Annotated in this window: 24 protein-coding genes and 2 tRNA genes; 15 read left to right on the top strand and 11 right to left on the bottom strand. The window is 36.8% G+C overall.

Going from position 1 to position 26,151, the window contains the following annotated elements:
- Window positions 1-4: 4 nt before the first annotated feature.
- The 6 genes from V6R96_RS04100 to V6R96_RS04075 form a co-directional block, all read right to left on the bottom strand.
- On the bottom strand, window positions 5-490 hold the full coding sequence (locus tag V6R96_RS04100) for a hypothetical protein (protein WP_336378079.1): 486 nt from the start codon (window positions 488-490) through the stop codon (window positions 5-7).
- A gap of 82 nt (window positions 491-572) precedes the next feature.
- Complete coding sequence (locus V6R96_RS04095; protein WP_336378078.1) at window positions 573-1,817, bottom strand: MFS transporter; 1,245 nt, start codon at window positions 1,815-1,817, stop codon at window positions 573-575.
- Entirely contained in the window at window positions 1,817-3,550 is a 1,734-nt protein-coding gene (locus V6R96_RS04090) for a thiamine pyrophosphate-dependent enzyme (protein WP_223557788.1), read from the bottom strand. Before V6R96_RS04090 ends, V6R96_RS04095 begins: the two co-directional genes overlap by 1 nt.
- Before the next feature lie 265 nt (window positions 3,551-3,815).
- Window positions 3,816-5,015, bottom strand: a complete 1,200-nt coding sequence (gene lysA / locus V6R96_RS04085) for a diaminopimelate decarboxylase (RefSeq protein ID WP_174772310.1) — start codon at window positions 5,013-5,015, stop codon at window positions 3,816-3,818.
- Between the two features lie 260 nt (window positions 5,016-5,275).
- Window positions 5,276-6,499, bottom strand: coding sequence for a 3'-5' exonuclease (locus V6R96_RS04080; protein ID WP_336378077.1), 1,224 nt, complete (start codon window positions 6,497-6,499; stop codon window positions 5,276-5,278).
- Between the two features lie 198 nt (window positions 6,500-6,697).
- Entirely contained in the window at window positions 6,698-8,224 is a 1,527-nt protein-coding gene (locus tag V6R96_RS04075; protein WP_223557790.1) for a helicase HerA-like domain-containing protein, read from the bottom strand.
- A gap of 351 nt (window positions 8,225-8,575) precedes the next feature.
- On the opposite strand from V6R96_RS04075, the gene V6R96_RS04070 reads away from it, so the two are divergent.
- The 3 genes from V6R96_RS04070 (at window position 8,576) to V6R96_RS04060 (ending at window position 10,726) form a co-directional block, all read left to right on the top strand.
- Entirely contained in the window at window positions 8,576-9,985 is a 1,410-nt protein-coding gene (locus V6R96_RS04070) for an MBL fold metallo-hydrolase (protein WP_336378076.1), read from the top strand.
- Window position 9,986: 1 nt separating this feature from the next.
- Window positions 9,987-10,364 carry a rhodanese-like domain-containing protein gene (locus tag V6R96_RS04065; RefSeq protein WP_336378075.1) on the top strand — a complete coding sequence of 126 codons (378 nt, stop codon included), beginning with the start codon at window positions 9,987-9,989 and terminating at the stop codon, window positions 10,362-10,364.
- A 62-nt stretch (window positions 10,365-10,426) separates the two neighbouring features.
- Window positions 10,427-10,726: a co-chaperone YbbN gene (locus V6R96_RS04060; protein ID WP_034701246.1), complete on the top strand. Its 300-nt coding sequence runs from the start codon at window positions 10,427-10,429 to the stop codon at window positions 10,724-10,726.
- A gap of 127 nt (window positions 10,727-10,853) precedes the next feature.
- Here V6R96_RS04060 and V6R96_RS04055 read toward each other — a convergent pair whose 3' ends face one another.
- Together V6R96_RS04055 and V6R96_RS04050 are read right to left on the bottom strand one after the other, a co-directional pair.
- On the bottom strand, window positions 10,854-11,675 hold the full coding sequence (locus tag V6R96_RS04055) for a hypothetical protein (RefSeq protein ID WP_336378074.1): 822 nt from the start codon (window positions 11,673-11,675) through the stop codon (window positions 10,854-10,856).
- Window positions 11,676-11,798: 123 nt separating this feature from the next.
- On the bottom strand, window positions 11,799-12,554 hold the full coding sequence (locus V6R96_RS04050) for a nitrilase family protein (protein ID WP_336378073.1): 756 nt from the start codon (window positions 12,552-12,554) through the stop codon (window positions 11,799-11,801).
- 105 nt (window positions 12,555-12,659) lie between these two features.
- Here V6R96_RS04050 and V6R96_RS04045 point away from each other — a divergent pair, with 105 nt between their 5' ends.
- From V6R96_RS04045 to V6R96_RS04020, 6 genes are all read left to right on the top strand, one after another.
- Window positions 12,660-13,100 (top strand): DUF6646 family protein, encoded by a 441-nt coding sequence (locus V6R96_RS04045; RefSeq protein ID WP_223557795.1) that lies wholly within the window; start codon window positions 12,660-12,662, stop codon window positions 13,098-13,100.
- A gap of 103 nt (window positions 13,101-13,203) precedes the next feature.
- The gene (rseP, locus tag V6R96_RS04040) at window positions 13,204-14,685 is read left to right on the top strand and encodes an RIP metalloprotease RseP (protein ID WP_336378072.1); all 1,482 of its coding nucleotides are present in this window, start codon (window positions 13,204-13,206) and stop codon (window positions 14,683-14,685) included.
- 81 nt (window positions 14,686-14,766) lie between these two features.
- Window positions 14,767-14,843, top strand: a tRNA-Asn gene (locus V6R96_RS04035).
- 81 nt (window positions 14,844-14,924) lie between these two features.
- Window positions 14,925-15,644 (top strand): AAA family ATPase, encoded by a 720-nt coding sequence (locus V6R96_RS04030; RefSeq protein WP_223557797.1) that lies wholly within the window; start codon window positions 14,925-14,927, stop codon window positions 15,642-15,644.
- Between the two features lie 138 nt (window positions 15,645-15,782).
- Window positions 15,783-15,856 (top strand) — tRNA-Asn (locus tag V6R96_RS04025).
- Between the two features lie 630 nt (window positions 15,857-16,486).
- Complete coding sequence (locus V6R96_RS04020) at window positions 16,487-19,015, top strand: DUF5686 family protein (RefSeq protein WP_223557800.1); 2,529 nt, start codon at window positions 16,487-16,489, stop codon at window positions 19,013-19,015.
- A 157-nt stretch (window positions 19,016-19,172) separates the two neighbouring features.
- On the opposite strand, the gene V6R96_RS04015 is transcribed toward V6R96_RS04020, so the two are convergent.
- The 3 genes from V6R96_RS04015 to rplU form a co-directional block, all read right to left on the bottom strand.
- A complete protein-coding gene (locus V6R96_RS04015) occupies window positions 19,173-19,340 on the bottom strand; it encodes a bacteriocin-like protein (protein WP_223557801.1) in 168 nt (55 codons plus the stop codon).
- A gap of 199 nt (window positions 19,341-19,539) precedes the next feature.
- Window positions 19,540-19,797, bottom strand: a complete 258-nt coding sequence (gene rpmA / locus V6R96_RS04010; protein ID WP_111953703.1) for a 50S ribosomal protein L27 — start codon at window positions 19,795-19,797, stop codon at window positions 19,540-19,542.
- Window positions 19,798-19,809: 12 nt separating this feature from the next.
- Entirely contained in the window at window positions 19,810-20,385 is a 576-nt protein-coding gene (gene rplU / locus V6R96_RS04005; RefSeq protein WP_111953705.1) for a 50S ribosomal protein L21, read from the bottom strand.
- A gap of 193 nt (window positions 20,386-20,578) precedes the next feature.
- On the opposite strand from rplU, the gene V6R96_RS04000 reads away from it, so the two are divergent.
- The 6 genes from V6R96_RS04000 (at window position 20,579) to V6R96_RS03975 (ending at window position 26,151) form a co-directional block, all read left to right on the top strand.
- Window positions 20,579-21,466 (top strand): metalloprotease, encoded by an 888-nt coding sequence (locus V6R96_RS04000; RefSeq protein WP_111953707.1) that lies wholly within the window; start codon window positions 20,579-20,581, stop codon window positions 21,464-21,466.
- 115 nt (window positions 21,467-21,581) lie between these two features.
- Entirely contained in the window at window positions 21,582-22,670 is a 1,089-nt protein-coding gene (locus tag V6R96_RS03995; RefSeq protein WP_336378070.1) for an acyltransferase family protein, read from the top strand.
- Between the two features lie 75 nt (window positions 22,671-22,745).
- Complete coding sequence (locus V6R96_RS03990; protein WP_111953711.1) at window positions 22,746-23,327, top strand: tRNA-(ms[2]io[6]A)-hydroxylase; 582 nt, start codon at window positions 22,746-22,748, stop codon at window positions 23,325-23,327.
- Between the two features lie 26 nt (window positions 23,328-23,353).
- Window positions 23,354-23,971: a DUF502 domain-containing protein gene (locus V6R96_RS03985; protein ID WP_111953713.1), complete on the top strand. Its 618-nt coding sequence runs from the start codon at window positions 23,354-23,356 to the stop codon at window positions 23,969-23,971.
- A gap of 149 nt (window positions 23,972-24,120) precedes the next feature.
- Window positions 24,121-25,041: a DsbA family protein gene (locus tag V6R96_RS03980; RefSeq protein WP_336378069.1), complete on the top strand. Its 921-nt coding sequence runs from the start codon at window positions 24,121-24,123 to the stop codon at window positions 25,039-25,041.
- A 24-nt stretch (window positions 25,042-25,065) separates the two neighbouring features.
- A complete protein-coding gene (locus tag V6R96_RS03975) occupies window positions 25,066-26,151 on the top strand; it encodes an NAD(P)/FAD-dependent oxidoreductase (RefSeq protein ID WP_336378068.1) in 1,086 nt (361 codons plus the stop codon).

Below are 26,151 nucleotides of genomic sequence, written 5' to 3'. Positions count from 1 at the left end.
TAGTTTATAAATCTGTAGCGATTGAAGAGAAATGCATTTTAATTTTGATCTGTGAAGCAACAGGCTGACCGTTACACAAAGCGGGAATCCAGTTCTTTTTGATTCTTCTTACTACATATTTCATATCATCAAAAAAATAAGTGCTGTTGGCTACTTTAGGAGTTCCTTCAATATGGGTCACTTTTCCGGTCTGATCAACGGTGAGAGTAAATGTAAAATCTCCGTTCAGGACATAAAAATCTGAATTCAGGTAATCGTACATAAATTTTTGCAAGGTTTCTTTATAAACCGTTACACCGCCTTCAAAGGCTGCCGGCTTGAAATCGTTACAGTTTTTCACCGCCACCTGCAAAAGAGGTTCTTTGATATCTATTTTTAGAAGATTTTTATTGATTTCCGTAATCGGGTTATCATCCCTGTCTTCAACATCCTGCTGGGCAAATGTAAAGTTTGCCACAAGAAGTGCCATCACTAATGTAAAAATTTTCATAGACTGTTCATGAGTTATTAAATTGCTTTAACAAATTTACTTATTTAAACGCTTTCCAAGAAAGAAAAACTATTGAAATCATTTAAGCGTTTAAAGTCTGTAACTGTGCTTTACTTCCTGTTTCTTTTAACAAGAATGAAATCAAAACTGCAAGAACAATTCCTGCAATCCAGAATAACAGGGAAGACTGAAAATGCATCTCTCCTGAAGAAGCCTCTAAACTTTTCCCAAACCATCTGCTGAATACCGGACTCACCAGGGTAGTTACTCCAAAGGTGATGAAATTAATTGCTCCGGTTGCACTTCCTTTTACATAATCAGGATTTGCTTCTTTAATGATAGAATACGGGATCATGGCAGCCCCGGAACCAAGGCCAAAAATAAACATGCTTATTTTGGCCGGATATAATTCCGGAAGATACAGCAGCTGCAGAAAACTGAAGATCATCAGGATTGCTCCTCCGATTAAAACAGGTTTCCTTCTTCCGATTTTATCTGTAATAAAACCTAAAAGCGGACACCCGAATACCCATCCGAAAGCAACCATTGCACTGGTAATGGCAGCATCATGAAACATAAAGCCTTTATCTTTTTCGAAGAATGCAACGCCCCATGTCATTGCAAATATGGTGGTAGGAGCAAATAGTAACCCTGAAATAATACCACAGAGCCAGGATTGGGGATTTTTAAAGACAACTTTATATGGCTCTAGATATCCAACTTTTTTAACAGCATCGCCAGGCTGTACTTCAGATTGTTTTTCACCGGGAATTACCAAGAACAGGCAAAATGCTGTAATAACTGTAATAATACCCGACCAAAGCCAGAAGGTGTCTATATTTACTCCTTCTTCTACCCATGGTCCCACGATAAACTGTCCCGCCGTCCCGCCGAGCATTCCGATACATTGTGTAAATCCAACAGCCGTTGCCAAAGATTTGGAAGAGAATCCTTTACTTGCAAGATAAACACAGCCAGGAAATGCAAAAGCACATCCTGCTCCCTGCAACAGCCTTCCAGCCACGCCACCAGAATAGGAAGAAGCTAAAAACAGCAAACAGCCTATCCCCAGGATTAAAGCGCCTGCAAAAAGTGACTTTTTGCCGCCAAATTTATCCAAAGCCATCCCCGCGATGAGGCTGCAGGTAGAGTAAGTATAGTAATACGTTCCGATCAGACTGACAAGCTTCAGTTCTGTTGTACTGAAATTATTGACCAGTTCCGGAATCATGACTGCCGGTGCAGACCTGACCACATAATCCAGAAAATAAAACACCAACCCGAATAACCACGCGATTATATAAAACTTTTTTAAGGAAGCACTCATTACAGCAGTCCTTTAATATGTTTATAGTTGGATTTCACAGTTTCCAGAACCTCTTCCATCTTACCGCCAAGCATCAGCTGGGCCATAGATTTTGTCATTCCCATGACCTGATCAAAGTCTATCTTCGGGGGAAGAGCAAGTGCATTTGGATTGGTAAATATATTAAGAAGATAAGGCCCGTTATAAGCAAGACATTCTTTAATGGCATCTTCTACCTCTTCAGGTTTATGAACATTTTTTCCGGGATATCCCATGGCTTGGGCTATCATTGCGAAATCAGGGTTAATCATATCGGTTTCATTATCCGGCATACCGCCTACTTCCATTTCAAGTTTTACCATTCCCAGGGTTCTGTTATTGAAAACGATCAGTTTTACCGGGAGCTTATACTGAAATATGGTTGCCATATCTCCCAAGAGCATTGAAATTCCTCCGTCTCCGCACATAGCGATCACTTCTCTGTCGGGGTGAGCCAAAGAGGCACCTATAGCCATCGGCATAGCATTCGCCATCGATCCGTGGTTGAAGGAGCCCAACATCTTTCTTTCGCCTGTTCCTGTAATAAACCTTGCTCCCCACACGCAGCACATGCCTGTGTCTACTGTGAAAATGGCATCTTTTTTAGCCAACCGGTCTAAAGTATGTGCAACATATTCAGGCTGTATGGCGTTTTCTTTTCCAAAGTCTTTCACGTAAGCAAACTGAGTTTCTTTTACTTTTTCATAAAATGCCAATTGTTCATTAAGGAAATGAGCATCTGTTTTTTCTTGCAGCAACGGCAGCAGGGCTTTAATAGTTTCTTTTACATCTCCTGCCAGACCCAGTTCCAATTTTGCTCTTCTTCCTAATCTTTCAGGACTTTCATCGATCTGGACAATTTTGTTTTTTACAGGCATGAATTTTTGGTACGGAAAATCGGTTCCTAAAAGAATAACAAGATCTGCTTCGTGCATCGCATGATAGGCTGACGGAAATCCCAGTAGTCCTGTAAGACCCACTTCATTAGGATTATTAGGCTGAATGGCCATTTTTCCACGGAAAGAATAGCCTACGGGAGCTTTTAGAAACTTCGATAGTTCTACAACCTCAGCATTCGCTTCTCCTGCTCCAATTCCACAATAAAGGGTAACTTTTTTGCTTTCATTAACCAAGGTAGCCAGCTGTTCTAATTCTTCATCGGAAGGTCTGATGACGGGATTGGTCCTGAATATCTGGGCAGATGTAGGTCCTTCTTCGGCATCAAGTTCTGATACATCTCCCGGAAGCCCGATTACTGCCACACCTTTTTTTGAGATGGCATGCTGAATGGCGGTCTGAAGCGTTCTCTGTACCTGTTCCGGTCTTGTGATCATCTGGTTGTAGTGACTGCAATCATCAAATAGTTTTATAGTATTCGTTTCCTGGAAATAATCCATTCCCATTTCATCACTTGGGATCGTGGAAGCGATGACAAGCATGGGAACGTGGGATTTATGCGCCTCATAAACTCCATTGATCAGGTGAACGTGTCCCGGACCACAGCTCCCTGCACATACTGCAAACCCATCAAGCTCTGCTTCTGCCGCAGCCGCATATGCACCTACTTCTTCATGCCTTACATGAATCCATTCAATACTGCTTTTTTTAACAGCAATATTAAGATGATTAAGGCTGTCGCCGGTTACTGCATAAATTCTTTTCACATTGGCATTTTCGAGCATTTCAACAATCTGCTCTGCTATGTTTTTAGCCATAATTAGTATTTTTTGGTGTTTATTTTAGTTAAGGAATCCCGAAAGGATCGTGAATGGGAAGTGTTTAAAATTCTTACCTCTCTCAAATTTAGCTAATAAATTATAATTTCTATTCCTAAAAAGTATTAAAATTTCAACACATTAAAGCTCTTTTGATTACAGTAAAATGCTTTAAAACATTATTAAGAATGAATTTTTTTCTGGTTCCTTCAAACAAAAAAACTCTGCAGTAATCTGCAGAGCTTCTATAAATTTATATTTGATTTTAAATTACTTCTATCTGGTTTCTCAACAGATCTTCAAATTCATCTCTTTTACGGATCAGATGTGCTTTTCCGTCTAAGAATAAGACTTCTGCCGGTTTTAATCTTGAATTAAAGTTTGAGCTCATTTCAAAACCGTACGCTCCGGCATTATAGAAAACAAGAATATCACCTTCTCTTACTTCATTCAGTTTTCTGTCCCAGGCAAAAGTATCGGTTTCGCAGATGTTCCCTACTACCGTATAGATTCTTTCCGCTCCTTTTGGATTTGAAAGGTTCTCGATTTTATGGTAAGAGTCATAGAACATGGGACGGATCAGGTGATTAAACCCTGAATTCACTCCTACAAATACAGTAGCCGTCGTTTGCTTGATCACATTAGCTTTTACCAAAAGATATCCGCTTTTTCCTACTAGGAATTTTCCGGGCTCAAACCATAGTTCAAACTTTCTTCCTGTAGATTTTGTGAACTCGGACAATACTTTTTCTACTTTTTTACCTAAGGTTTTCACATCTGTTTCTTCTTCGCTGTCCTGGTAAGGAATTTTGAACCCGCTTCCCATATCCAGATATTTAAGGTTAGGGAAATGCTCGGAAAGTTCCAGCATAATGTCTAATGCCTGCAAGAAAACATCCGGATCTTTAATCTCGCTTCCTGTGTGCATGTGAAGACCCTCTACATTAAGGTTGGTGCTCTTCATCACTCTTTCGATATGGCGAACCTGGTGAATAGAAATCCCGAACTTGCTGTCGATGTGTCCTGTTGAAATTTTATAGTTTCCTCCTGCAAAAATATGTGGGTTGATTCTTACAAGGATCGGATAAGAGTTTCCAAATTTATTCCCGAACTGCTCAAGAATAGAGATATTATCAATATTAATGTGAACACCCAGCTTCATTGCGTCTTCAATTTCGGCAAGGTCTACACAGTTTGGGGTGAAAAGGATCTTTTCTTTAGTGAATCCGGCCTTCAGCCCAAGTTTTACTTCATTTATTGATACACAATCCAAAGATGCGCCCAGATTCTTGACATACTTTAAGATGTTGATATTGGTCAACGCCTTGGCAGCATAAAAGAACTTCGTGTGTTTTAAGAAAGAAGATGTAAGCTTCTCGTATTGGGTTTTAATAGATTCAGCATCGTAAACATACACTGGCGTGCCATATTCATTGGCAATCTGTAGCAAATCTTTTGAATTCATAATTTGATTTTAACATAAAAAAAGGCAGATTCTTCCAAAAGAGCCTGCCACATTAATTATTTTTATGCAAGACAACTCTTTTAAATATTCCAAACCTTAGAGAACTTTACAGCCCCCTTTTTTCCAGTTTTAATTTGTTTAAAATTTTGCATTGCTTCTTTTTTATTTTTGCAAAAGTACTATTTATTTTTTATTTCAAGGAAATTCATTTGAAAAGCATTTTTTTCCTGACAAAAACTTGTAAAGTATTAATTCTTCTATTATTTTGGCAATGGCAACGTCTCAAAATCACCACGAAGCAGGGCAAGCTGGAGATCATTATGGAGATCTGTGGAAGATAGAGGCAGGTCTATTTTCAGTTTTGAAAGCTTACTGAGGGTTTGTATCTGTGTAAACAGTTCATAAAAGCCATACGAAACTACCCTGCCGTTTTCAATAATCAGAAACAGCTTCTCACCCAGTTTTCTTCCCTGACCGAGCCAAAGTTCATTTCTTTTTCTGAAATCTATCTTTTTGAGGAAAACATTGACATCATTAAATTCTTCCTGCAAGCCAATAAACTGAACCGCTTTTGTTCCCTGGGTAAATGATCTGAATTTCAGGATAGGCCTTTCCGTTTTATTCAGTTTATTTTTTTCAACTATGTACCTATTATTCCTAAAGTAAAGTCCGAACGGACATACTTCTCTTTTTTTGATATTTTTGGAATTAAGGATCAGTTTTGCAATAATATCTGTTCCTGTAAGCTCATAATTGATCTGTTCAACATCTTTCTGAATCTGTTCCCATTTTTTAGACTTGGAATTGAAGACTTTTTTTGAAAACTTATTGATATCCTGAACGTAATCTGATAGCATGATTTTTCCGGCTTCGTTCTGGAAATAGACAAAACCTTTTTCGTTGGGAAGATCCTGAGTCAGAACTTTGATCTTATTAATATATGTTTTTGCATTGGTCTCGTCATGTTGCTTCTGGATGATCTCATTTTCAGTGTCTTTTGATATTAAAAGCTTGAACAGTTCCAGCGTTGCCCTTGCATCTCCTTCAGCCCTGTGATGGTTCGTCAATGGAATACCGAGCGATTTCACCAGCTTACCCAATGAATAACTTACTTCATCGGGAATCATTTTTTTTGCCAAAGGAATGGTATCTAAGGTATTGGTCTGAAAGTCATAACCAAGTCTTTTGAAAGACTGGCGCAGCATTCTGTAATCAAAATCAATATTATGGCCTACCAAAGTTGTATTTTCAGTAATCTCAATGATTCTTTTAGCTATTTCATGGAATTTTGGAGCCGTTTTCACCATTTTAGGCGTAATGTTTGTCAGTTTCTGCACAAACGGGGTAATATCACTTTCGGGATTGACAAGAGATATAAACTGGTCCGTAATCTTCTGACCATCATACCTGTAGATGGCTATGTCTATAATGCATTCATGTCTATAACCTGCACCATTACTTTCTATATCTATAATTGAATACATTGAGTTGTAGTTATACTGCTATTTTTAAATTAAATATTTACCCGTAAAGGTAATCCTGCTAAAATAACAAAAAATATGTCAAAAAAAGTAAACCGCACCTTGAGGCCACTCATAAAACAGCTTCAGGACAACCAATTTAACACCATAAAACTGATGTTCTTTTTCATAACAAATCAGTTTATCAACTTATTTTAAATACTATCTCCTTCTTCCGCCAAGCCCGAACATTCCCAGCAAAGCTTTTGCTCCTTCCCGCATCAAAGTACTGGTAAAAGTCCTTCCGGCCTTGCTTTGAAGTACTTGCTCAAACATTCCTGGTTCTTCTTTTACAGGTTTTGTCTTCTGAGTCGGCGCTGAGTTTTGAGCTGCCTGCTCCATTCTGTTGGTCAATATTTCGTAAGCAGATTCTTTATCCACAGGTTGTTCATATTTAGCGACCAAAGAAGAATTTCCAGTCAGTTCTGAAATTTCAGCGTCATTCAGAACATCCATTCTTGATTCCGGAGAAATCAGATAAGTATGAACAAGAGGTGTTGGGATTCCTTTTTCATCCAAAGCCGTTATAAAAGCCTCTCCGATCCCAAGGTTCTGAATCAGATTCGATGCATTATAAAATTCTGTCGTTGGGTAATTTTCGACAGCTTTGGTAATTTCTTTTTTATCTTTTGCGGTAAAACCTCTCAGGGCATGCTGTATTTTCAGTCCAAGCTGTGACAAAATATTTTCAGGAACATCACCTGGAATCTGCGTGATAAAATAGATTCCGACACCCTTAGAACGGATCAGCTTAACCATTGTTTCGATCTGTGAAAGCAAAGTTTTTGAAGATTCATCAAAAATAAGGTGAGCTTCATCTATGAAAAGGACAAGTTTAGGTTTTCCGCTGTCTCCTTCTTCAGGGAAAGTCATATAAATTTCGGCAAAGAGCGAAAGCATAAAGGTAGAAAACAATTGTGGCTTATTCTGAATTTCCGACACCCTTAAAATATTCACGACTCCCTTTCCATCTCTGGTTTCAAGAAGGTCATGAACATCAAAGCTTAATTCGCCAAAGAAATTAGCTGCGCCCTGCTGTTCCAGCGCAACAATAGATCTTAAAATGGCTCCTAAAGAAGCCGGAGCTATAGAGCCGTAGTTAGCCGCCAGTTCAGCTTTTCCCTGAGCATTATCCGTTACATACTGCAAGACTTTTTTTAAGTCATTGAGATCAATTAACGGAAGGCCTTTATCATCACTGTATTTAAAAACAATAGACATAATACTCTGCTGAGTATCATTAAGCTCCAGGATCTTACTTAATAAAATTGGGCCAAATTCTGTAACAGTAGCTCTTAATTTCACTCCTTTTCCTCCTGATATGCTCATCAGTTCTACCGGAAAGGCCTGCGGATTATAAGGAAGCTGTGTTTTAGCATATCTCTCCTCAATTACAGGATTCATTTGCCCCGCTTCAGCTATTCCTGAAAAATCTCCTTTAATATCCAAAACCAAAGAAGGAATTCCTGCATGGGAAAGCTGTTCAGCAAATACCTGAAGCGTTTTCGTTTTACCCGTTCCTGTTGCTCCTGCGATAAGACCGTGACGGTTAATGGTTTTCAAAGGAATTGTAACGTTAACTTCCGGTACTACTTCTCCGTCCAGCATTCCTTTTCCCAATATAATGTGTTCTCCTTTCGGAGTGTATTTTGCATTTAGTTCTTCAATAAATTGTGTTTTATCTGCCATCTGATCTTTTTTAACTGATAAATATAAAATTTTTTATAAAATATTCGGTCATTAAAATAATATTAATGATCTATTCAGCAGAGGTCTTTCTCCCCATCTTTTATAAATTTCACAAATTGGTTAAAAAAAGCTGCAAGTAATAGCACTACATAATTATTTCCATTTTTCAGACATGATAAAAAACAGTTGTGTCAAATAGCGATTCTTCACTTCCGGCTTTTCATTTGAAAACAAAGGGTTTTATATCTGCCAGCCTATGAATATTGAAAGAAACTATCGTCTGAATTTAACAATTCATTCACATTTCATCTAATACTTTGTATCTTTATCTAAAATTTAAAAAAGATCCCAATGAAAATTGAACAAATATATACGGGCTGTCTGGCTCAGGGTGCCTATTATATTGTATCAGAGAATGAAGCTGCAATTATTGATCCTCTAAGAGAGGTTAAACCTTATCTGGATCGCCTTGACAAAGATAATGTTACTTTAAAATACATTTTCGAAACCCATTTCCATGCGGATTTTGTTTCAGGACATTTGGATCTAAGCAAAAAAACAGGAGCTCCTATTGTATACGGACCTACTGCCCAACCTGCATTTGAAGCGATCATTGCTGAAGACAACCAGATTTTTGAAATCGGAAAAATAAAAATAAAAGCATTGCATACTCCGGGACATACAATGGAGAGTACAACCTACCTTTTAATTGACGAAAACGGCACTGAGACTGCTATTTTTACTGGAGACACTCTATTTTTAGGTGATGTTGGAAGACCCGACCTGGCACAAAAAGCAACTAATCTTACCCAGGAGGATCTTGCAGGCATTCTTTATGAAAGCCTTCAGACTAAAATTTTACCTTTGAACGACAGCATTACGGTATATCCTGCACATGGAGCCGGGTCAGCATGTGGAAAGAATATGCAGAAGGAAACGGTAGATATTTTAGGAAATCAGAAAAAAACGAATTACGCCCTTAATCAGCCGGATAAAGAATCTTTTATCAGAGAAGTTCTTGACGGTCTTACTGCTCCTCCGAAATACTTCGGAATGAACGTAGCTATGAACAAAGGCGGATATGAAAGTCTGGATGTAGTGATGAACAAAGGATTAAATCCTGTTACTGCAGAAGATTTTGAAGCATTGGCAGAAGAAACCGGAGCTTTGATTTTAGACACAAGAAGCCCTGCAGAATTCCATAAAGGATTCATTCCGAATTCGATCAACATTGGCCTTAAAGGAGATTTCGCCCCTTGGGTAGGGAATATGATCGTAGATGTAAAACACCCAATTCTGCTTGTAAGTGATGAAGGTACTGAAGAAGAAGTAATCACAAGATTAAGCAGGGTAGGTTTTGATAATGTTTTAGGGTACCTGGACGGAAGCTTCAACACCTGGAAAAATGCAGGTAAAGAAATTGATGAGGTCAAAAGAATTTCTCCTGCAGAATTTGCAGAACAGTTCACTGAAAATGCCAAAATTATTGACGTAAGAAAATTAAGTGAGTATTCTGCTGAACATGTTGACAACGCATTTAACAAGCCATTGGATATCATCAGCGACTGGGTAAAAACCATTGATGATTCTGAACATTTCTTCCTTCACTGTGCCGGCGGATACAGAAGCATGATCGCAGCAAGCATACTTAACTCACATGGAATCAGAAATTTCACTGAAATAGAAGGTGGCTTCAACGGCATCAAAAAGATAGAAAAATTGCCTACAACAGATTTTGTTTGCCAATCAAAAACATTGTAAGATGATAAAAGGAAAGGTTGCAGGATACTTCATTGCTATTATTCTAGCGTTAACAGCCTGTAAAACAACAAGTACCAGCCGCACTCAAAAGGTTGACATCAGAGAAATGGTCAACAGCCCTGATGTTACTTTAGTCGATGTAAGAATTCCTGAACAATATGAAGCAGGAACTGCAAAAGGCGCAATCAATATTCCACTAGCTGAAATACAGAACAATATGGATTCGCTTAAAGGCAAGAAAGTGGTTGTTTTCTGCAACAAAGGCATTCAGGCCGATCAGGCTATGGAAATCTTAAAGAAAAATGGGGTGGAAGCTTATGATGGTACAAGCTTGCAAAATATAAAAGCAATTCAGGACGAGAAACAGTCCGGAAAATAAAAATGTCATACCATTAAGATTTATTTCCTGAATCTTAATGGTTTAAATAAAAAAACAAAACTATGTCACAAAAGTTTCAAGAAATCATTAATTCGGAAAGACCTGTACTTATTGACTTTTTTGCCACATGGTGCCAGCCATGCAAAGTACAGTCATCAGTGTTAAATACCGTAAAGGAAAATATAGGTGAAGGAGCAAGAATCATCAAAGTAGATGTAGACCAATATCCTGCTCTTGCTGCACAATATGGTGTACGTGGAGTCCCAACTCTGGCAGTCTTTAAAAACGGAGAACTCTTATGGAAAGAAAGCGGCGTACATGATGTGAATACACTCACGGAACTGCTTAAACAATATTCTTAAACTGTGATTTTTCACAGTTTTTTTATTTTTATATCCCACAGATTTCATATTTACACAGATAATTGAGAATAGAATCCGTCTCGATTCGTGAAATCCATGGGATTTTTATAACGAATTACCAGTATATTTACGGGCAATTCTTCTCATACTCTTTTATGATTCCAATGTAAATTTCAGCCTGCCTGTTTTGTATTTTATCTCCAACGATATAAAATAATTTTTTGGCTTGCACTCTATCCTTTTTTACTTCTTGTAAAGTAGTTTTATAAATTTCCTGATATTCTTTTTGTAAAGTTTTATCCAAATGCTTTTCCTGCATCATTTCTTTCTCAAAAGAATTTAAATACTGATTAAATGAACTACAATCTCCGCCAATTGCTCTGAAAGCATCAACGATATTTTCAATGGATGATCCCATCTTAGAATTGAACTGACTCTTTTGTTTTACTGCCAAAACCGTGTAAGGTTCACCACTTTTTTGGATATAAAAGTTTGAATGAGTATAATAGCATGCATTCAATCCCATACACTCAAATACATTTGAACTGTATAATTTAATTTTACCGTCATAGAGTAAGTATTCGAACGTTTCGGCTGTATCATTTGAAAGATTTCCTTTCTTATCTACCGTTTTTACTTTAATTTTTTCCTGAATTTGAGAAATTTCATCACCATTATAATAAATAATCTTTCTTACATCTTTAGAGTTTATTTCTTTCGTCTTCTCACCTGCCTGTGTTGTATATTGAAATGCAGATATTCTGTTGTGGACTATTATTTGTCCCACATTAATAGTTTTAGTAACTGCGTTCACAGAGTTTGCTTTAAATGAAGATCCATCTTCCAATTGAAATTCAGCAATATCATTTTCTTGATGACGTGTATTTTCCTGCGCGTTCATCACCAAATTCAAAACACAGAAGACAACAAACAGTAGCTTTTTATTCATATATTATTCTTTCTAATTATATATTTAAAATTAAAAAAAATTACAATATACTTTTGAAAAAATAAAAAACATTTCAAAACATTCAATAAAAATCAAAAAAATATTAAAATCTTAACTTTCGAATTATTTAATTTTGATCTCAAAATTATCTCTGTCATTCAGAAACTGGAAGTGCTGCCTGAAATCTTTCAGTTCCTCCATATTCAGTTCTGCAGAAATGATATTTCCATTCTTTTGTGAAATTTCTGTCCCATCTGCAAAAAAACAATGTGAGCTTTCCTGGTAAAAAAGACCATTCCCATCTGTCCCGATTCTGTTTAAACCAAAAACAAAAGACAGGTTTTCTATTGCCCTGGCTTTCAGAAGGTGTTCCCAGGCTCCCACTCTTTTTTCCGGCCAGTTGGCTACGTATAGAACAGCATCATAATCATCATTATTTCTTGCAAAAACCGGGAAACGGAGATCGTAGCAGACCTGCAATAAAATCCTGAAGCCTTTATAATTTACAATAACTCTTTTATCTCCGGGCGTATACACTTTATCTTCTCCCGAGAAAGAAAACAGGTGCCTTTTATCATAGAAAACGGTTTCAGAATCAGGCTGTACGAAGTACATTCTGTTATAAAATTTACCATTTTCTTCTACCGGAGCACTCCCGCAAATGGCTGCATTTTTTTCTTTTGAGATTTTTTTCAGAAATTCCAGGGATTCTTCATTTCTATCCGAAACCTCAGCAGCATCCATACAGAAACCGGTAGAAAACATTTCCGGAAGCAGGAAAATATCAGCTTCCTGATCTTTCAACTGTTCTCCGATCAGTTGAAAATTTCTGTCTTTATCTTTCCAGACAATATCTAAATTAAGTCCTACAATTCTCATAAACTTTGTTAAATAACTTCAATAAAAATACGATTTTCCGTTGATTTCGGTTCTATTTTTGATGAGGATATTTTCATTATTATCATTTTATAAAAAGTAAAGTTTATGAAGAAATTGTTTTTTGTGTTGATGATTGCTTTTTTCGGTACTGCAGCCAATGCGCAGGCATACACGGGTAAAGGCGACCAAAAAGTTCAGGCAGGATTAAGCGCCTGGGGATACGGAACCGGAGTTACCGGAACCTATGATTACGGATTGAATAAACTGATATCCGTTGGGGCCGGGCTGAATGTTTATTTTGATAATTATAAAGATCATGATAAAGATAACCGTGTTTTTGTTTTCGGAAGATTGAATTTTCATCTTAATGAAGCACTTGATTTACCTGCAAAATGGGATATTTATCCAGGTGTTGACGTTGGTGTTCTTGGAAAGGATTTCGGGATCGGAGCCCATATTGGAGCGCGTTACTTTTTCACCGAAAAAGTGGGTGTTTTTGCAGAAGTCGGCAACAACGGCAGCATAGGGGTTTCTTTCAACCTGTAGAATTCACTAAATATATGACAAAGCTTCTCATTTAGAGGGGCTTTTTTATTTGGCATAGTTTTGATAATTGTTACCTTTGCAAATTAAAATCTAAAATTTATTAATGGAATTAGCAATCAAGATTTTCCAGTTCATACTAAGTATTTCTATTTTAGTGGTTCTTCATGAGCTTGGACACTTTTTACCGGCAAAATGGTTTAAGACCAGGGCTGAGAAATTCTTCCTGTTTTTCGATCCATGGTTTTCTATCTTTTCAATGAAGAAGATCAACGGAAAATGGCAGTATAAATTTCTTTCCAAAAACCTTCCGGACACAGAAACTATCGTAGTAGACGGAAAAGAGAAAGAAGTTCCTATCGATATATCAAAACTTTCAGACAACGACTGGAGAAAACATCCTGAACAGACAAAATACGGTATCGGATGGCTTCCCTTCGGTGGCTATGTGAAAATTGCAGGGATGATTGATGAAAGTATGGATAAAGAGCAGATGAAAAAACCTGCACAACCATGGGAATTCAGATCCAAACCGGCATGGCAGAGACTGATTATCATGCTGGGAGGAGTTACTGTTAACTTTTTCCTTGCCTGGATCATTTTTGGAAGTCTTTCATACTTCAACGGAGAAACTTCTTTTGATACAACGAAAGTAGAAACCCCAATGCATTATACCAATGTTGCAAAAGCAATGGGCTTTGAAGATGGTGACAAGATTTTAAAGGTAGACGGAAAGGTTCAGAACAATTTGGATAAGCTGTCTTTGGATATTTTATTAAGTGATCAAATAACTGTTTTAAGGAAAGGAAAAGAGGTTACTTTTAACACCAACGATGACGGAAAAGCACTCGCTTTTAAAGATGAAAACCCAAAAGCATTCCTGAATCCAAGATACGCTCCTGTAATTGATACTATTGTGAATCCTAAAACTGCTGAAGCAGGGTTAAAAGTAGGTGACCAGGTAGTTTCGGTAAACGGTCAGAAGATTAATTATTATGATGAACTTCAAGGTGTTGTTATAAAAAATGCAGGTAAGGCAATTAATATGAAGGTATTAAGAGCTGGCGCTGTACAGCCACTAAGTCTCGAAGTTTCTAAGGAAGGTACATTAGGAATAGCTTCTTACAAACAGCTTGAAAAATTCGCCAACACACAGCATTTTACTGTTGTACAATCTATCGGAAGAGGATTTACAAGAAGTATTGAAAGCTTAACGTATCAGGTGAAGCAGTTTAAGCTGGTATTCAACAAGAAAGTTCAGGGATATAAGAAAGTAGGAGGTCCACTGGCGATCATTAAGAATATGCCGGTACAGAAATCTAAAGATGGTGCCGTCTCTATTAACTGGAGCTTATTCTGGAGTTTCACAGCTATGTTTTCTGTTTGGCTGGCATTCCTGAACCTGATTCCTATTCCGGGACTTGATGGTGGGCACGTTTTATTTACTTTGTGGGAAGTGATTACGGGGAAACCTGTTCCTCAAAAAGTATTGGAAAACGCACAGATGATCGGGGTTATCTTCCTGTTAGGATTGATGTTACTGATCTTCGGAAGTGATATCTTTAAAGCACTTACAGGCAGTTTATAATTTTTTTGATTTTTTTTCTAAAAAATATTTGTGCGGTATAAATATTCGTCCTATATTTGCACCACTTAAAACAAAGGACATTCCTCCTTAGCTCAGTTGGTTAGAGCATCTGACTGTTAATCAGAGGGTCGCTGGTTCGAGCCCAGCAGGAGGAGCCAAAAAAGACTTACAGAAATGTAGGTCTTTTTTATTTTGCATAGATTTTGCTTGATGGAATCAGAATATGTAAAATAATTCTAATGCCTTACCTATCCCGGATTTACTTAAAAGACAATCATCCGGAAGATTTTCCTTTTAATCTTCCTTTTCTTAGTAATGGTTTAGATTTAAAGCTCAAAAGCAATGTCACTTTTTTCGTTGGAGAAAATGGCATCGGTAAATCTACATTACTGGAAGCCATTGCAGAAAAGTGTGATTTCAATGTATCCGGAGGCAGCAGAAACCACAACTACAATTTCCATAAAACCGAATCAGGACTATCCGAACATCTTACACTCTCCTGGAAAACGAAAACCGGGCAGGGATTCTTTATGAGAGCTGAAAGCTTTTTCAACTTTGCAACTTATATAGATGAAGTTGCCAAAGAAGACAGAAGAGTTCTGAATGCCTATGGAGGAAAATCCCTGCATCAGCAATCCCACGGCGAAGCTTTTCTTGCCTTATTTCACAATCATTTCCAGAATGGCCTTTATATTCTTGATGAGCCGGAATCCGCTCTTTCGCCACAAAGGCAATTATCATTATTATCCATCATTCACAAATTGGAAAAAGCAGGGAAAGCCCAGTTCATTATTTCCAGCCATTCCCCGATCCTGATGAGCTATCCCGGTGCAGAAATTTATTTATTGGATAACAAAATTCAACAGGTCAGTTATAGAGAAACAGAGCATTATCAGCTAACAAAGAATTTTTTAGAATCCCCGGAACTCTATTTCCGGCATTTATTTGAAGATGATTAGAATTAATTCAATTATTTTCTGAAAATATTTCTTACTGAGATTCAACATTTTTAGTCAAAAATAGCCTTTAATCGGGGATAAAATTTGCCTGATATTAATATTCCTTTTATATTTGCATCACCTTAAACAGAGGAAAATTCCTCCTTAGCTCAGTTGGTTAGAGCATCTGACTGTTAATCAGAGGGTCGCTGGTTCGAGCCCAGCAGGAGGAGCAAAAAGACTTACATTTCTGTAAGTCTTTTTTTATGCCTTTATTTTATATTCTTAATCCATCAGAAAGTACCAATCCATCTATTAATGCTACAATCAAGAATTTATTAACAATTTTCTTAAAATAGTAAAAATGTTAGTTAAATCTTCTGTATTTAACATTAGTCAAAAGCATATCACCATTACATTTTGCGGAAAAGTATACTAATCAGTAATAAACCATTGAAAATAAATAAAATACAACTGTTAGTAATTTGTGGAAAAAATACTAATAAGCTATTGGCATGTTATGGAGAATACTTTATAAGCCTGTTAAAAATATGTGAATAGCCTGTTGAAAAGGCATTGATAAGTTGATGCACTCAATTAATGCGTTGATAAATTGTGGAAAAAATGTTAATTGCAAATGTCAGAACATTCATTTATCAATATTTGCTTTTTGATATAGCATTTTTAACAGCGTTTGTTTCATATTAAATCCAATATTATTAAGTCATTAATTACTATAATCTTTTACTGTTATTTTCGTTACATTTGTAGTTTTATGAATTTTCGTAGAAAACGTTAAAAAAAATGATCTTTTTTAAATAAACAGCACGCTTTTTGTTTGTGCTAATTGCTTGAAGAAACAAATGATGTTAAATAACAACTCCAAATATTATAATCTATTCTTTCTGTTTTTTATATCCTGCCTGGCATACGCCCAAAACACAGCAAACGGAAGAATTGTAGATGCAAAAACCAATAAAGAAATTTCCGGTGTAGACGTCTTTATTAATGATAATACTGAACCTTTTCTAAAAACTTCCCTTGGAACCTTTAGCGTCCAGTCGGACAGTATTATTTATAAGCTGAAATTTGCGAAAAAAAATTATTCCACAGAAACCGTTACCGTCACTCCCGAAAACGCGGCCAATATTTTTGTACAGCTTTCGCAAGAAAAAGTAAGCACAATTGGTGAGATCGTTATTCACAACGAAAAGCCCAAATACAAAAATAAGAAAGAAAACCCTGCTTATGCTATCATGCAGGAAGTATGGAAAAGAAAACGAAACAATGGGCTAGAGAAATTCGACACCTATACTTATAAAGAGTACGAGAAAATCCAGTTTGACGCGAATAACCTGGACAGCGCTTTTATGAGTAAAAAGATCTTCAATAAGCTTGATTTCATTTTTGATTATGCCGATTCTACAGCCAGTGGAAAGATTGGACTCCCTATCTTCCTGAATGAATCCATTTATGAAAATTTCGGAGAAAACAAACCCGGAAAAAAGACAAAAAGATTACTGGTTGCCCAAAAAACATCAGGATTTCAGGATAATCAGGTAATTACCATTACTGCAAAAAACCTCTACCGCGATATTAATATTTACGACAATACATTAAATTATTTCGATATAGGATTCCCAAGCCCCGTCGGGACAAACGGATTCAGCACTTATGATTATAATTTAACAGATACCATTTCTATTCATGGTGAGAATGCCTATAAAATAAGATACCAACCCAAAAGGAAAGACGTCTTAGCCTTTCAGGGCTACCTTTATATTGATACCGATAATTATGCTGTATTAGGAGCCACTTTAAAATCCACACAGAAGATCAATGTTAACTTTATCAACAGTATTTCCACGGAGCTGGAATACGACAACCCCGACGAAAATACATTCCTTCCTAAAAAGTTCATTACAGAGATAGAACTTACACCTTTCGCAAAAAAGAGGACCTCTAAAAGCATCATAGCCAAACGGTCGGTTGATTATTCTCAATATGAATTCAATAAACCTCTCGATGATAAAGTATTCACACGGAAACAGGAAGAATACGATGATAAATTTGTAGATAAAGACGATGCCTATTGGGTAAAAGCAAGACCTGACTCACTCTCAAAATCCGAACAGGGTGTCTATGAAATGCTTGACAAGCTTCAGCAGACTCCAAAATTCAATCGTATCGTTAAAATCTACGAAACACTTGCATCAGGATATTACAATGCCTTTAAAGGTATTGATATAGGCCCTATTTTTTCAATTTACGGTAAAAATGAAGTGGAAGGTGACAGGATAAGACTGGGAGCAAGAACTTACTTTGGGCAAAATGACCCATGGAGGGTTCAGTTTTACACAGCTTATGGATTTAAAGACGAAAAAGTTAAATACGGAGCCGAAGCCCGCTATATGTTCAACAGAGTGAACAGGTTCATGATCGGGGCGGGAACAAAAAGAGATATTGAACAATTAGGTGTACAGCTTACTACCGATGACGGAATCATGGCACGTACGTTTGCTTCATCTACCCTTTTTGCAAGAGGTGAAAACGCTTCTTTGAGCTCTATAAACAAGACTAATATTTTCGCTTCTATTGAACCCTGGAAAAACTTCCAGGTAAGGGTAGACGGAACATTACAGAGCATAAAATCCGCCAATCCAGATAAATTCAGCTTGATGTATTACCGCAATGGAGATTTGAGAAAAACACTTAATGATTCCCACGTCACCTTAAGTTTAATTGCAAGACCTGGAGCAAAATTCTCCCAGACAGGAGTTGACCGTTATGAGCACGGAACATTGGCTCCAACTATTATCCTGAAGTACACTAGAGGAATTGAGGGGCTTTTTAACGGCGACTTCAACTATAACCGTCTTCAATTCATGTTCTACAAGCCTATTCTGATCGGAAGCTGGGGTAAAACTATTGTTAACTTTGAAGCAGGAAAAACTTTTGACACAGTTCCTCTGGCACTGCAGAATGTAATCCCAGGAAACCAGTCATACAGCCTTGCGCAGAATACATTTTCACAACTTAATTATTATGAATTTGTAGCAGACACCTATTCAACGCTTCATCTTGAACATCATTTCAATGGAAAAATACTTTCTTTCATTCCTTTGATTAAAAAACTGAAACTTAGAGAAATCGCATTTATCAGAACCGCTTACGGAACTTTAAGTGATGCCTCTAAATCCATTAATGTGGAAGGGTTCAAATATTCAGCGCCAAGCGAGCAGATCTATTTTGAATACGGTTTCGGAATTGAAAATATCGGAATCGGAAACCTTAGAATATTCAGGGTAGATTTTAACTGGCGAGGAAATTATCTCGACAGACCGGATATTTCAACATTCGGAATAAAAGCAGGATTCCAGGTAGGATTTTAAAACAAAAAGCTCCTTGTCTACTTGACAAGGAGCTTTTTTGATCAATTACAGATGAGTCTATCTGCAAAACAGCAGGCGTAAAATTTTTACAGCAGTATGTTTTAATATAAAAACCTCAGCACTGCCGAGGTTTATATTTTTCAATAACTTATTTATTCTAACATCCGCATGGATCCGGATCTATAATCATGTTACGGCACATTAATCTCTGTTGTGGAGTCCATGTGCACCATTCTACGCAAGTAGTTGCAGGAGGAGGACATGCTAAAGCACCACCATCTATTGTTCTCAATTGTTTTTTTGATAGCTTTTTTAGATTTTTCATAGTATTTTGTTTTAATTTGTTGCCTACTCTATCTGCTTTTCGGCATCCGCAAATGATTTGTTATTTGATTGTTAACAAATATATAAATATTTCACTACAATAAGAATATTAGCAAAAATATTTTTCTTTTCACAGAATTAAGCACAAAAAAAACCTCAGCCATTGGCTGAGGTTTAAATTTTATAAAACGCTTAAATAATTATGCGTTTGGCTCTACAGATACGAAAGATCTGTTGTTTGCTTTCTTTCTGAAAACTACTTTACCGTCTACTAATGCAAACAAAGTATGGTCTTTACCAATACCCACGTTTTCACCCGGGTGGTGTTGTGTACCTCTCTGTCTGATAATAATATTTCCGGCAATAGCTTCTTGTCCACCGAAAATCTTCACACCTAATCTCTTAGAGTGAGACTCTCTACCGTTCTTGGAACTACCGACTCCTTTCTTGTGTGCCATTTTATTACTGGATTATTTGTTAAGTGCTTTAAATTGATCAATATTCTTAACGATAGCAGCATCTACTTCTTCGTGAGTAAGAACATTCTTTTCTAATTCAACTTTAACCGCTTTACCTAAAGTAATTAAAGTTTCTCTGTTTTCTTTAGACTGAGACAGGTTGTTTTTCTTTAAGTGATAGTTCAGTTCGTGATCTTCACCAAAGTTAACCGTTGCGTTGTCTGAAAGAACTTCAGCCTTTACAGTTTCTTTTTTAGCAGCTTTCTTAGTACTTCCGTCAAAACCAGTGATACCAGTGATTTTAATTTGAGTTAAAGATTGTCTGTGACCGTTTTTCACCTGATAACCTTTTCTTCTTTTCTTTTTGAAAACGATTACTTTATCAGCTTTTACATGGTCTAGGATCTCTGCATCTACAGTGATTCCGTTTACAGCTGGGGCGCCAACAGTGATTGAACCGTTTACAGTAAGAAGAATTTTGTCAAAAGAAACTTTGTCTCCTTTTTCTCCTTTTAAACGGTTTACAAACAACTTCTGGTCTTGCTCAACTTTGTATTGAAGCCCTGCTATTTCTACAATTGCAAACATTGTTTATAAATTTTTAGTTATTTCGAGGTGCAAATATATGAATAAATTTCCAAATAGCTTACAATCAGTCCCGTATTTTTAGTAAAAATAATAACAAAATCCATTTCACTATGTTTTGAATAATTTTTAACATTAATATGCTCATACTTAAGAGATAATTTTATACCTTCGTTATCACCAAAAAATATTTTATATGAAAAGAAACTTTAAATTCTGCTTATTAGCAGGAGCCATTGCCGCTTTTTCATTATCAGCGTGCCGTGATGACAAAATGGAAGAATCTGTCCTTCCTGAATCTCAATCTGCAAGTGCAAAGATCGAACAACCCGGAGAACTTCAAAAAAGCTGCTCCTATGTAGATCAGTACTGGAGTTCAACCGCAGTGCTTAAAACGGGTCTTTCAAACACAACAGACACCAACTTTATGAATTCCCAGATGACTAAAATCGCCAGTCTTTGGGGAAGAAGCAATCCAACTCTTCGTTTTGTAGACGATCCTTCCAATTTCAATTCCACTTACAATGCGATCTCTTATTCCACAGGAAAAATTTATTATGGTTACGCAATCTATGCGGATGCAAAGAATAAAGGAGGAGATATCGTGAATGCCATGATCCTTGCTCATGAATACGGGCATCAGTTACAGTATATTTTCGGTCTTCCTACTGTAAACGAATCTACAGCAAGACCAAACGAACTGGAAGCAGACGGTTTTGCAGGATATTATTTAAGAAGACCAAACGGATACAACAAAACCAGTTTCGCTGAAATTGCTGCAGCTTATGAATTTGCACAGAGCATCGGTGACTACCAGACCACAAGCGCGAATCACCACGGAACTCCTCCTCAAAGAAGATCTGCAGTACGTTTAGGATTCCTTCTTGGGCAGTACGATCTTAACGCAGCCAATTTTGACTACAACTTCTTCTACTATTATCAGGGCGTGTTAAACGGCACCTACAAAATGGGCAAAAACACTGTAAATCCGGAGATCGATGCTTATATGAGCCAGTATATCGATGAACTTAGAAAGATTCAGACCGGAGAAATTTCTGAAGAAGAATTTAAGCACCTTAAATAACATTCATTTTTTAGCATATTTAACAAAGGAGACAGGCAGCAATGTTCTGTCTCTTTTTAGTTTATTGGATAAATATCCCAAACTTTATTTATTTTTGAGCCATATCCTACAACAAATGAACAGAGATCTCTATATTGATTTTGCCAAGGGAATGGCAACCCTCTCCATTATATTCATCCATACCGCTTTTTGGTCCGGACAGTTTTATATTCCTGCCGAGGTGAGAGTATTTTCCCTGGTATTTGATGTAGCCCTCTTTTATGCTTTAAGCGGAATCACATCAGGATCAAACATCGAAAAAACATTTTACAGGTTATTAAAACTTCAGATCACTTATATGATCTTTGTAACATTTCTGTTCTTTCTGGATTATTTTTTCAAGGTCTTCGGATTAACGTTCTTTTCCCTGGAATGGCTCCAGAGTTTCTATTCAACCTTTGGTTCAAAGTATGCAGCGACCAGCGTATCAGATATTCCGCAATGGCAGAATCTTGGTAACTGGTATCTTCACCAGTACACAAACGCTGATACATTCCCCGTTGTCATGGGAAGCTTCTGGTATCTGAAAGTATATTTTATACTGGCTGTTTTCGGAGTACTGATCTTAAGATTCTTCCCAAAACATGTCAACTGGTTTATAGCACTATGCCTGACACTGACTCTAATATTTAATGTTTTCCCGGAATATTATCCCGGAGGACAGGTAGGCTATGTCGCTTTTTATCTTACCATCTTTTTAATTGCCAACAGAATGCGTGGTAAAAAGATTCCTGCAAAAGCAATCCCTGTTTTATATATGATAGTCGCAGCAGCACTGATCTGGATGTTTTGGTATTATGGAAATGAGATTTTCTACAAAATCAATAAAAATAAATTTCCGCCAAAAATTCCTTATATCATTTGGTCACTGTTTTCATTAACGACATTATTTGTGCTTTATAACAGGTTAAAGATTACAAAAGAAAATTTCGTTACCTACATTGGTAAGAATGCCATATTTTTTTATTTCGCACAGGGTATAAGCTCATCACTGGTTTATTTCATTGTGGTTGCCTTACAGGAAAACATGCCGTGGTGGGTGCTCATGATTTTAATTTATACCGTTAATGTAATCTTTGCTTTCATTATTGCGGCTGGATTGAAAAAAGTGGATGATACAGGCTGGAAAATTCTGGAATTTTTAAGAAAAAAAACAGCTTCTTAACGCTTTAGCAATCAATTTGAAATAAAATAATTTTTCTTATCGCAATTTATTTTAATTTTACAGAAAATTCAAAGCATGTTTAAGTTGAAACTTCCCACCGATCCAAGGTGGGCAAATATTGCAGAGGAAAACATTGAAGAAATTTTAACGGATCACGCGTGGTGTGAGCAAAAAGCAGCAACTAATGCTATTGGCTTAATCACTATGCTTCCCGAATATCCTGAAATTGTTACTGAGCTTCTCGCCATCGCGCAGGAAGAGCTGGATCATTTCAATCAGGTTCATGAGATCATTAAAAAACGGGGGTATACTTTTGGGCGTACTAGAAAAGATGACTATGTAAATGAACTTGTGAATTTCATTCAGAAAGGAGGCAACAGAGATGATCTCATTGTTGACAAAATGCTTTTTGCCGCTATGATAGAAGCCAGAAGCTGTGAAAGATTTAAAGTTCTTACTGAAAATATTAAAGATGAAGAGCTGAAGACATTTTATAAAGAGCTGATGATCTCTGAAGCTAACCATTATACAACATTTATAGGATTTGCGAGACAACTTGGAAATCCCGAAAAAGTAAACAAGCGCTGGGACGCATGGCTGGAATATGAAGCCAATATCATTAAATCTTACGGAAACAAAGAAACAATCCACGGTTAAAAAAATAAAAAAGTAAAGAATCCACGTTGAAAAAACTGACCTTCGAAAATATTGCCAATTTTTTTCTGAAAAATTTCTTTCAGGGGTTGGTTATTATTGGTCCAATCGGACTTACTATTTTTGTGATCTGGTATGTTGTAAGCGCTGTTGACAACATTATTCCTTCTGTCGCAAAAGAGATTCCGGGTCTTGTTTTTGTTTCAACGATACTTATCACAGCAGTTCTGGGATATCTCGGAAATAAATTTGTCGTAGGTAAATTCTTTTTCGATACTATGGATAGCCTTCTGGAAAAAATTCCGGGAGTAAAGCATATTTATACCCCTACAAAAGACGTTATGTCATCATTTGTAGGAGACAAAAAGAAATTCAACGATCCTGTCTGGGTAAAGACAAATGAAAATCCGGAGATCTGGAGAATAGGCTTTCTGACTCAAAAAGAAATGTCAGACGTTGAAAAACACAATTACGTGGCGGTATACCTGCCCCATTCCTACGCTATTTCAGGCTGGGTAATAGTTACTGAAGAAAAAAACATCAAACCTGTAGTGGGAATGACCGCAGCTTCTGCCATGAAGTTTGCAGTGAGTGGTGGTGTCGCAGGGTTTCATTCGGACGACAATATCTTTAAAGCTCCGGAATAATTCTACTTTATTATTCTTTCAATAATAACCGGTCTGGTTATTATTCCTTTGTCCTGCCCAAATATTATGTTAACCAAAAAAACTTCATTTTGGACATTTTTACCTACCTACTTTTATTCTTTAATTTACTTAACTCAAACAACAATAATATGAACAAGAATCCTCTTCTAAATTGTGATCCGGAAAAAGGAATATGCGAAATCCTGGAAACACAAGATTCAGAATACTCAACAGAACAGCTTCAGGGTACTAAAGATAAAATCACCATTATTTATTACACAGATCCCATCTGCTCTTCCTGCTGGGGAATTGAAGCCCAGCTGAGAAAAATGAAATTAGAATATGGCAATTCGGTAGAAATAGATTACAGAATGGGAGGGCTTTTACCATCATGGGATATTTACAATTCCGGGGGGATCAGTAAACCAAGTGATGTTGCCGGCCATTGGGAAGAGGTAAGTCCTTATTATAAAATGCCGATTGAAGGAGGAGTCTGGCTGACAGATCCTTTAAATTCTTCCTATCCCCCATCCATTGCTTTTAAAGCAGCACAAATGCAGGATAAAAAGAAAGCTGTAAACTATATGAGAATTATCCGTGAAATGGTTTTTCTTGATAAATTAAATATTACAAAATCCGAGCATCTTGAAAAAGCAGCGGAAATGGCAGGATTAGATGTAGCCCAGTGGAAAGAGGATTATGAATCCAAAGCTCAGATCGAATTCAAAAAAGATCTGGACCTTGGAAGACAGCTTGGGGTAAGAGGATTCCCTACTTTGATCTTCACCAAAGACGATGGAATCTTAGACATTCTCTACGGTTTTAAACCTTATACAGATTTTGAACGCAGAATAACAAAAATAAGCCCTGACGCAAAAAAACAGGAATATTCTACAGAACCAGACCAGTTGTTTACAGTTTATCCTACTTTAACCACCCAGGAATTTGCGGTTCTTTCCAATATCTCTTTCGATAAAGCATTTGATACGCTGAAGAAACTTACTGAAGAAAACAAAGTCTCCCGCAAAAAATACAAAAACGGAGATCTTTGGATTTGTAATAAAAACTAATAACACTATTTAAAACTAATAAGGATGTATAAAGTTGCAATCATAGGAGCGGGAGTTTCCGGATTGAGTATGGCAAATTATTTGGAAAAAAATAATATTGATTACCATATTTATGAAAGAAGAACTCAAAATGACCTGAAGGGACACGGATTTATCCTTCCCAAAGAAGGCATTGAATACCTTTCCAATATCATTAATATTGATGATCTCTACAAAAAAGGCCAGTTTTTAAAAAAGTATCTTCACTACCATCAAAATGGCGAGATTCTTTCTGAAAAAGACCTTGAAGATGTTTTTGTCGTTTCAAGAAGTACCCTGATAGAGATTTTGGCCGAAGGCATTCCTTCCGATAAAATATCTTATGATACAACAGTTACCCTGAATGGTTTTTCCGGCGGGAAATCCTGTATAACGCTCAATGACGGCACATCCTTAGAAGCTGACATTATTATAGCTTCAGACGGTTCAAGAAGCAGAATCAGAAGAAAAATTTTTGAAGATGAAAAAATGAAAGCCGTTTTAGAAAATGAAGTGGTCAATATTATTGAAAATGAAGAAATTGCCAGCAGGCTTGAAAGTAATTTTTTGAAATTTCATCATGAAAACGGAGGCCTTACTTTCGGAGTATTAAAGCTTTCCTCTACAAAAATACTATGGTACTGCCAGTTTGATATTACCCGGTTTTTCATCAATGAAGATTATACTCCAGACTGTATCAAACAATTCATTGTTGATAATTTCGGAGACTGGAATCCTCTTATGTCCTCGATTATCAATGATTCCAGCTATGAAAATGCCCACATATGGAGGGTGTATGAATTGGAAAAGCTCAATCCTTTTTATCACGAAAATATTGTATTTATAGGCGATGCGGCTCATCCTCTGATTCCTTTTACAAGTCAGGGTGTTACTTCGGCTTTAAAAGACTCTTATGTTTTAACAAGCCTTTTACTAGAAGACAATAATCTTCCGGAAACTTTCCAGAAATATGAGGAAGAGAGAAAAGCAGAAATTGAGATCCACATCAAAAACGGAAGAACACTCCTGAACCAGTTCCTGCTTCCATTAAACGAGCAGCAAAAAAACACCTTACCAATTTCATACAAATAA

Origin of the sequence: Chryseobacterium sp. CCNWLW53, from assembly GCF_037083525.1 — a bacterium.
In the GTDB taxonomy this organism is placed as follows: domain Bacteria; phylum Bacteroidota; class Bacteroidia; order Flavobacteriales; family Weeksellaceae; genus Chryseobacterium; species Chryseobacterium lathyri.
The sequence above is the reverse complement of the archived record's forward strand: the minus strand, read 5'-3'. Positions and strand labels throughout refer to the sequence as shown.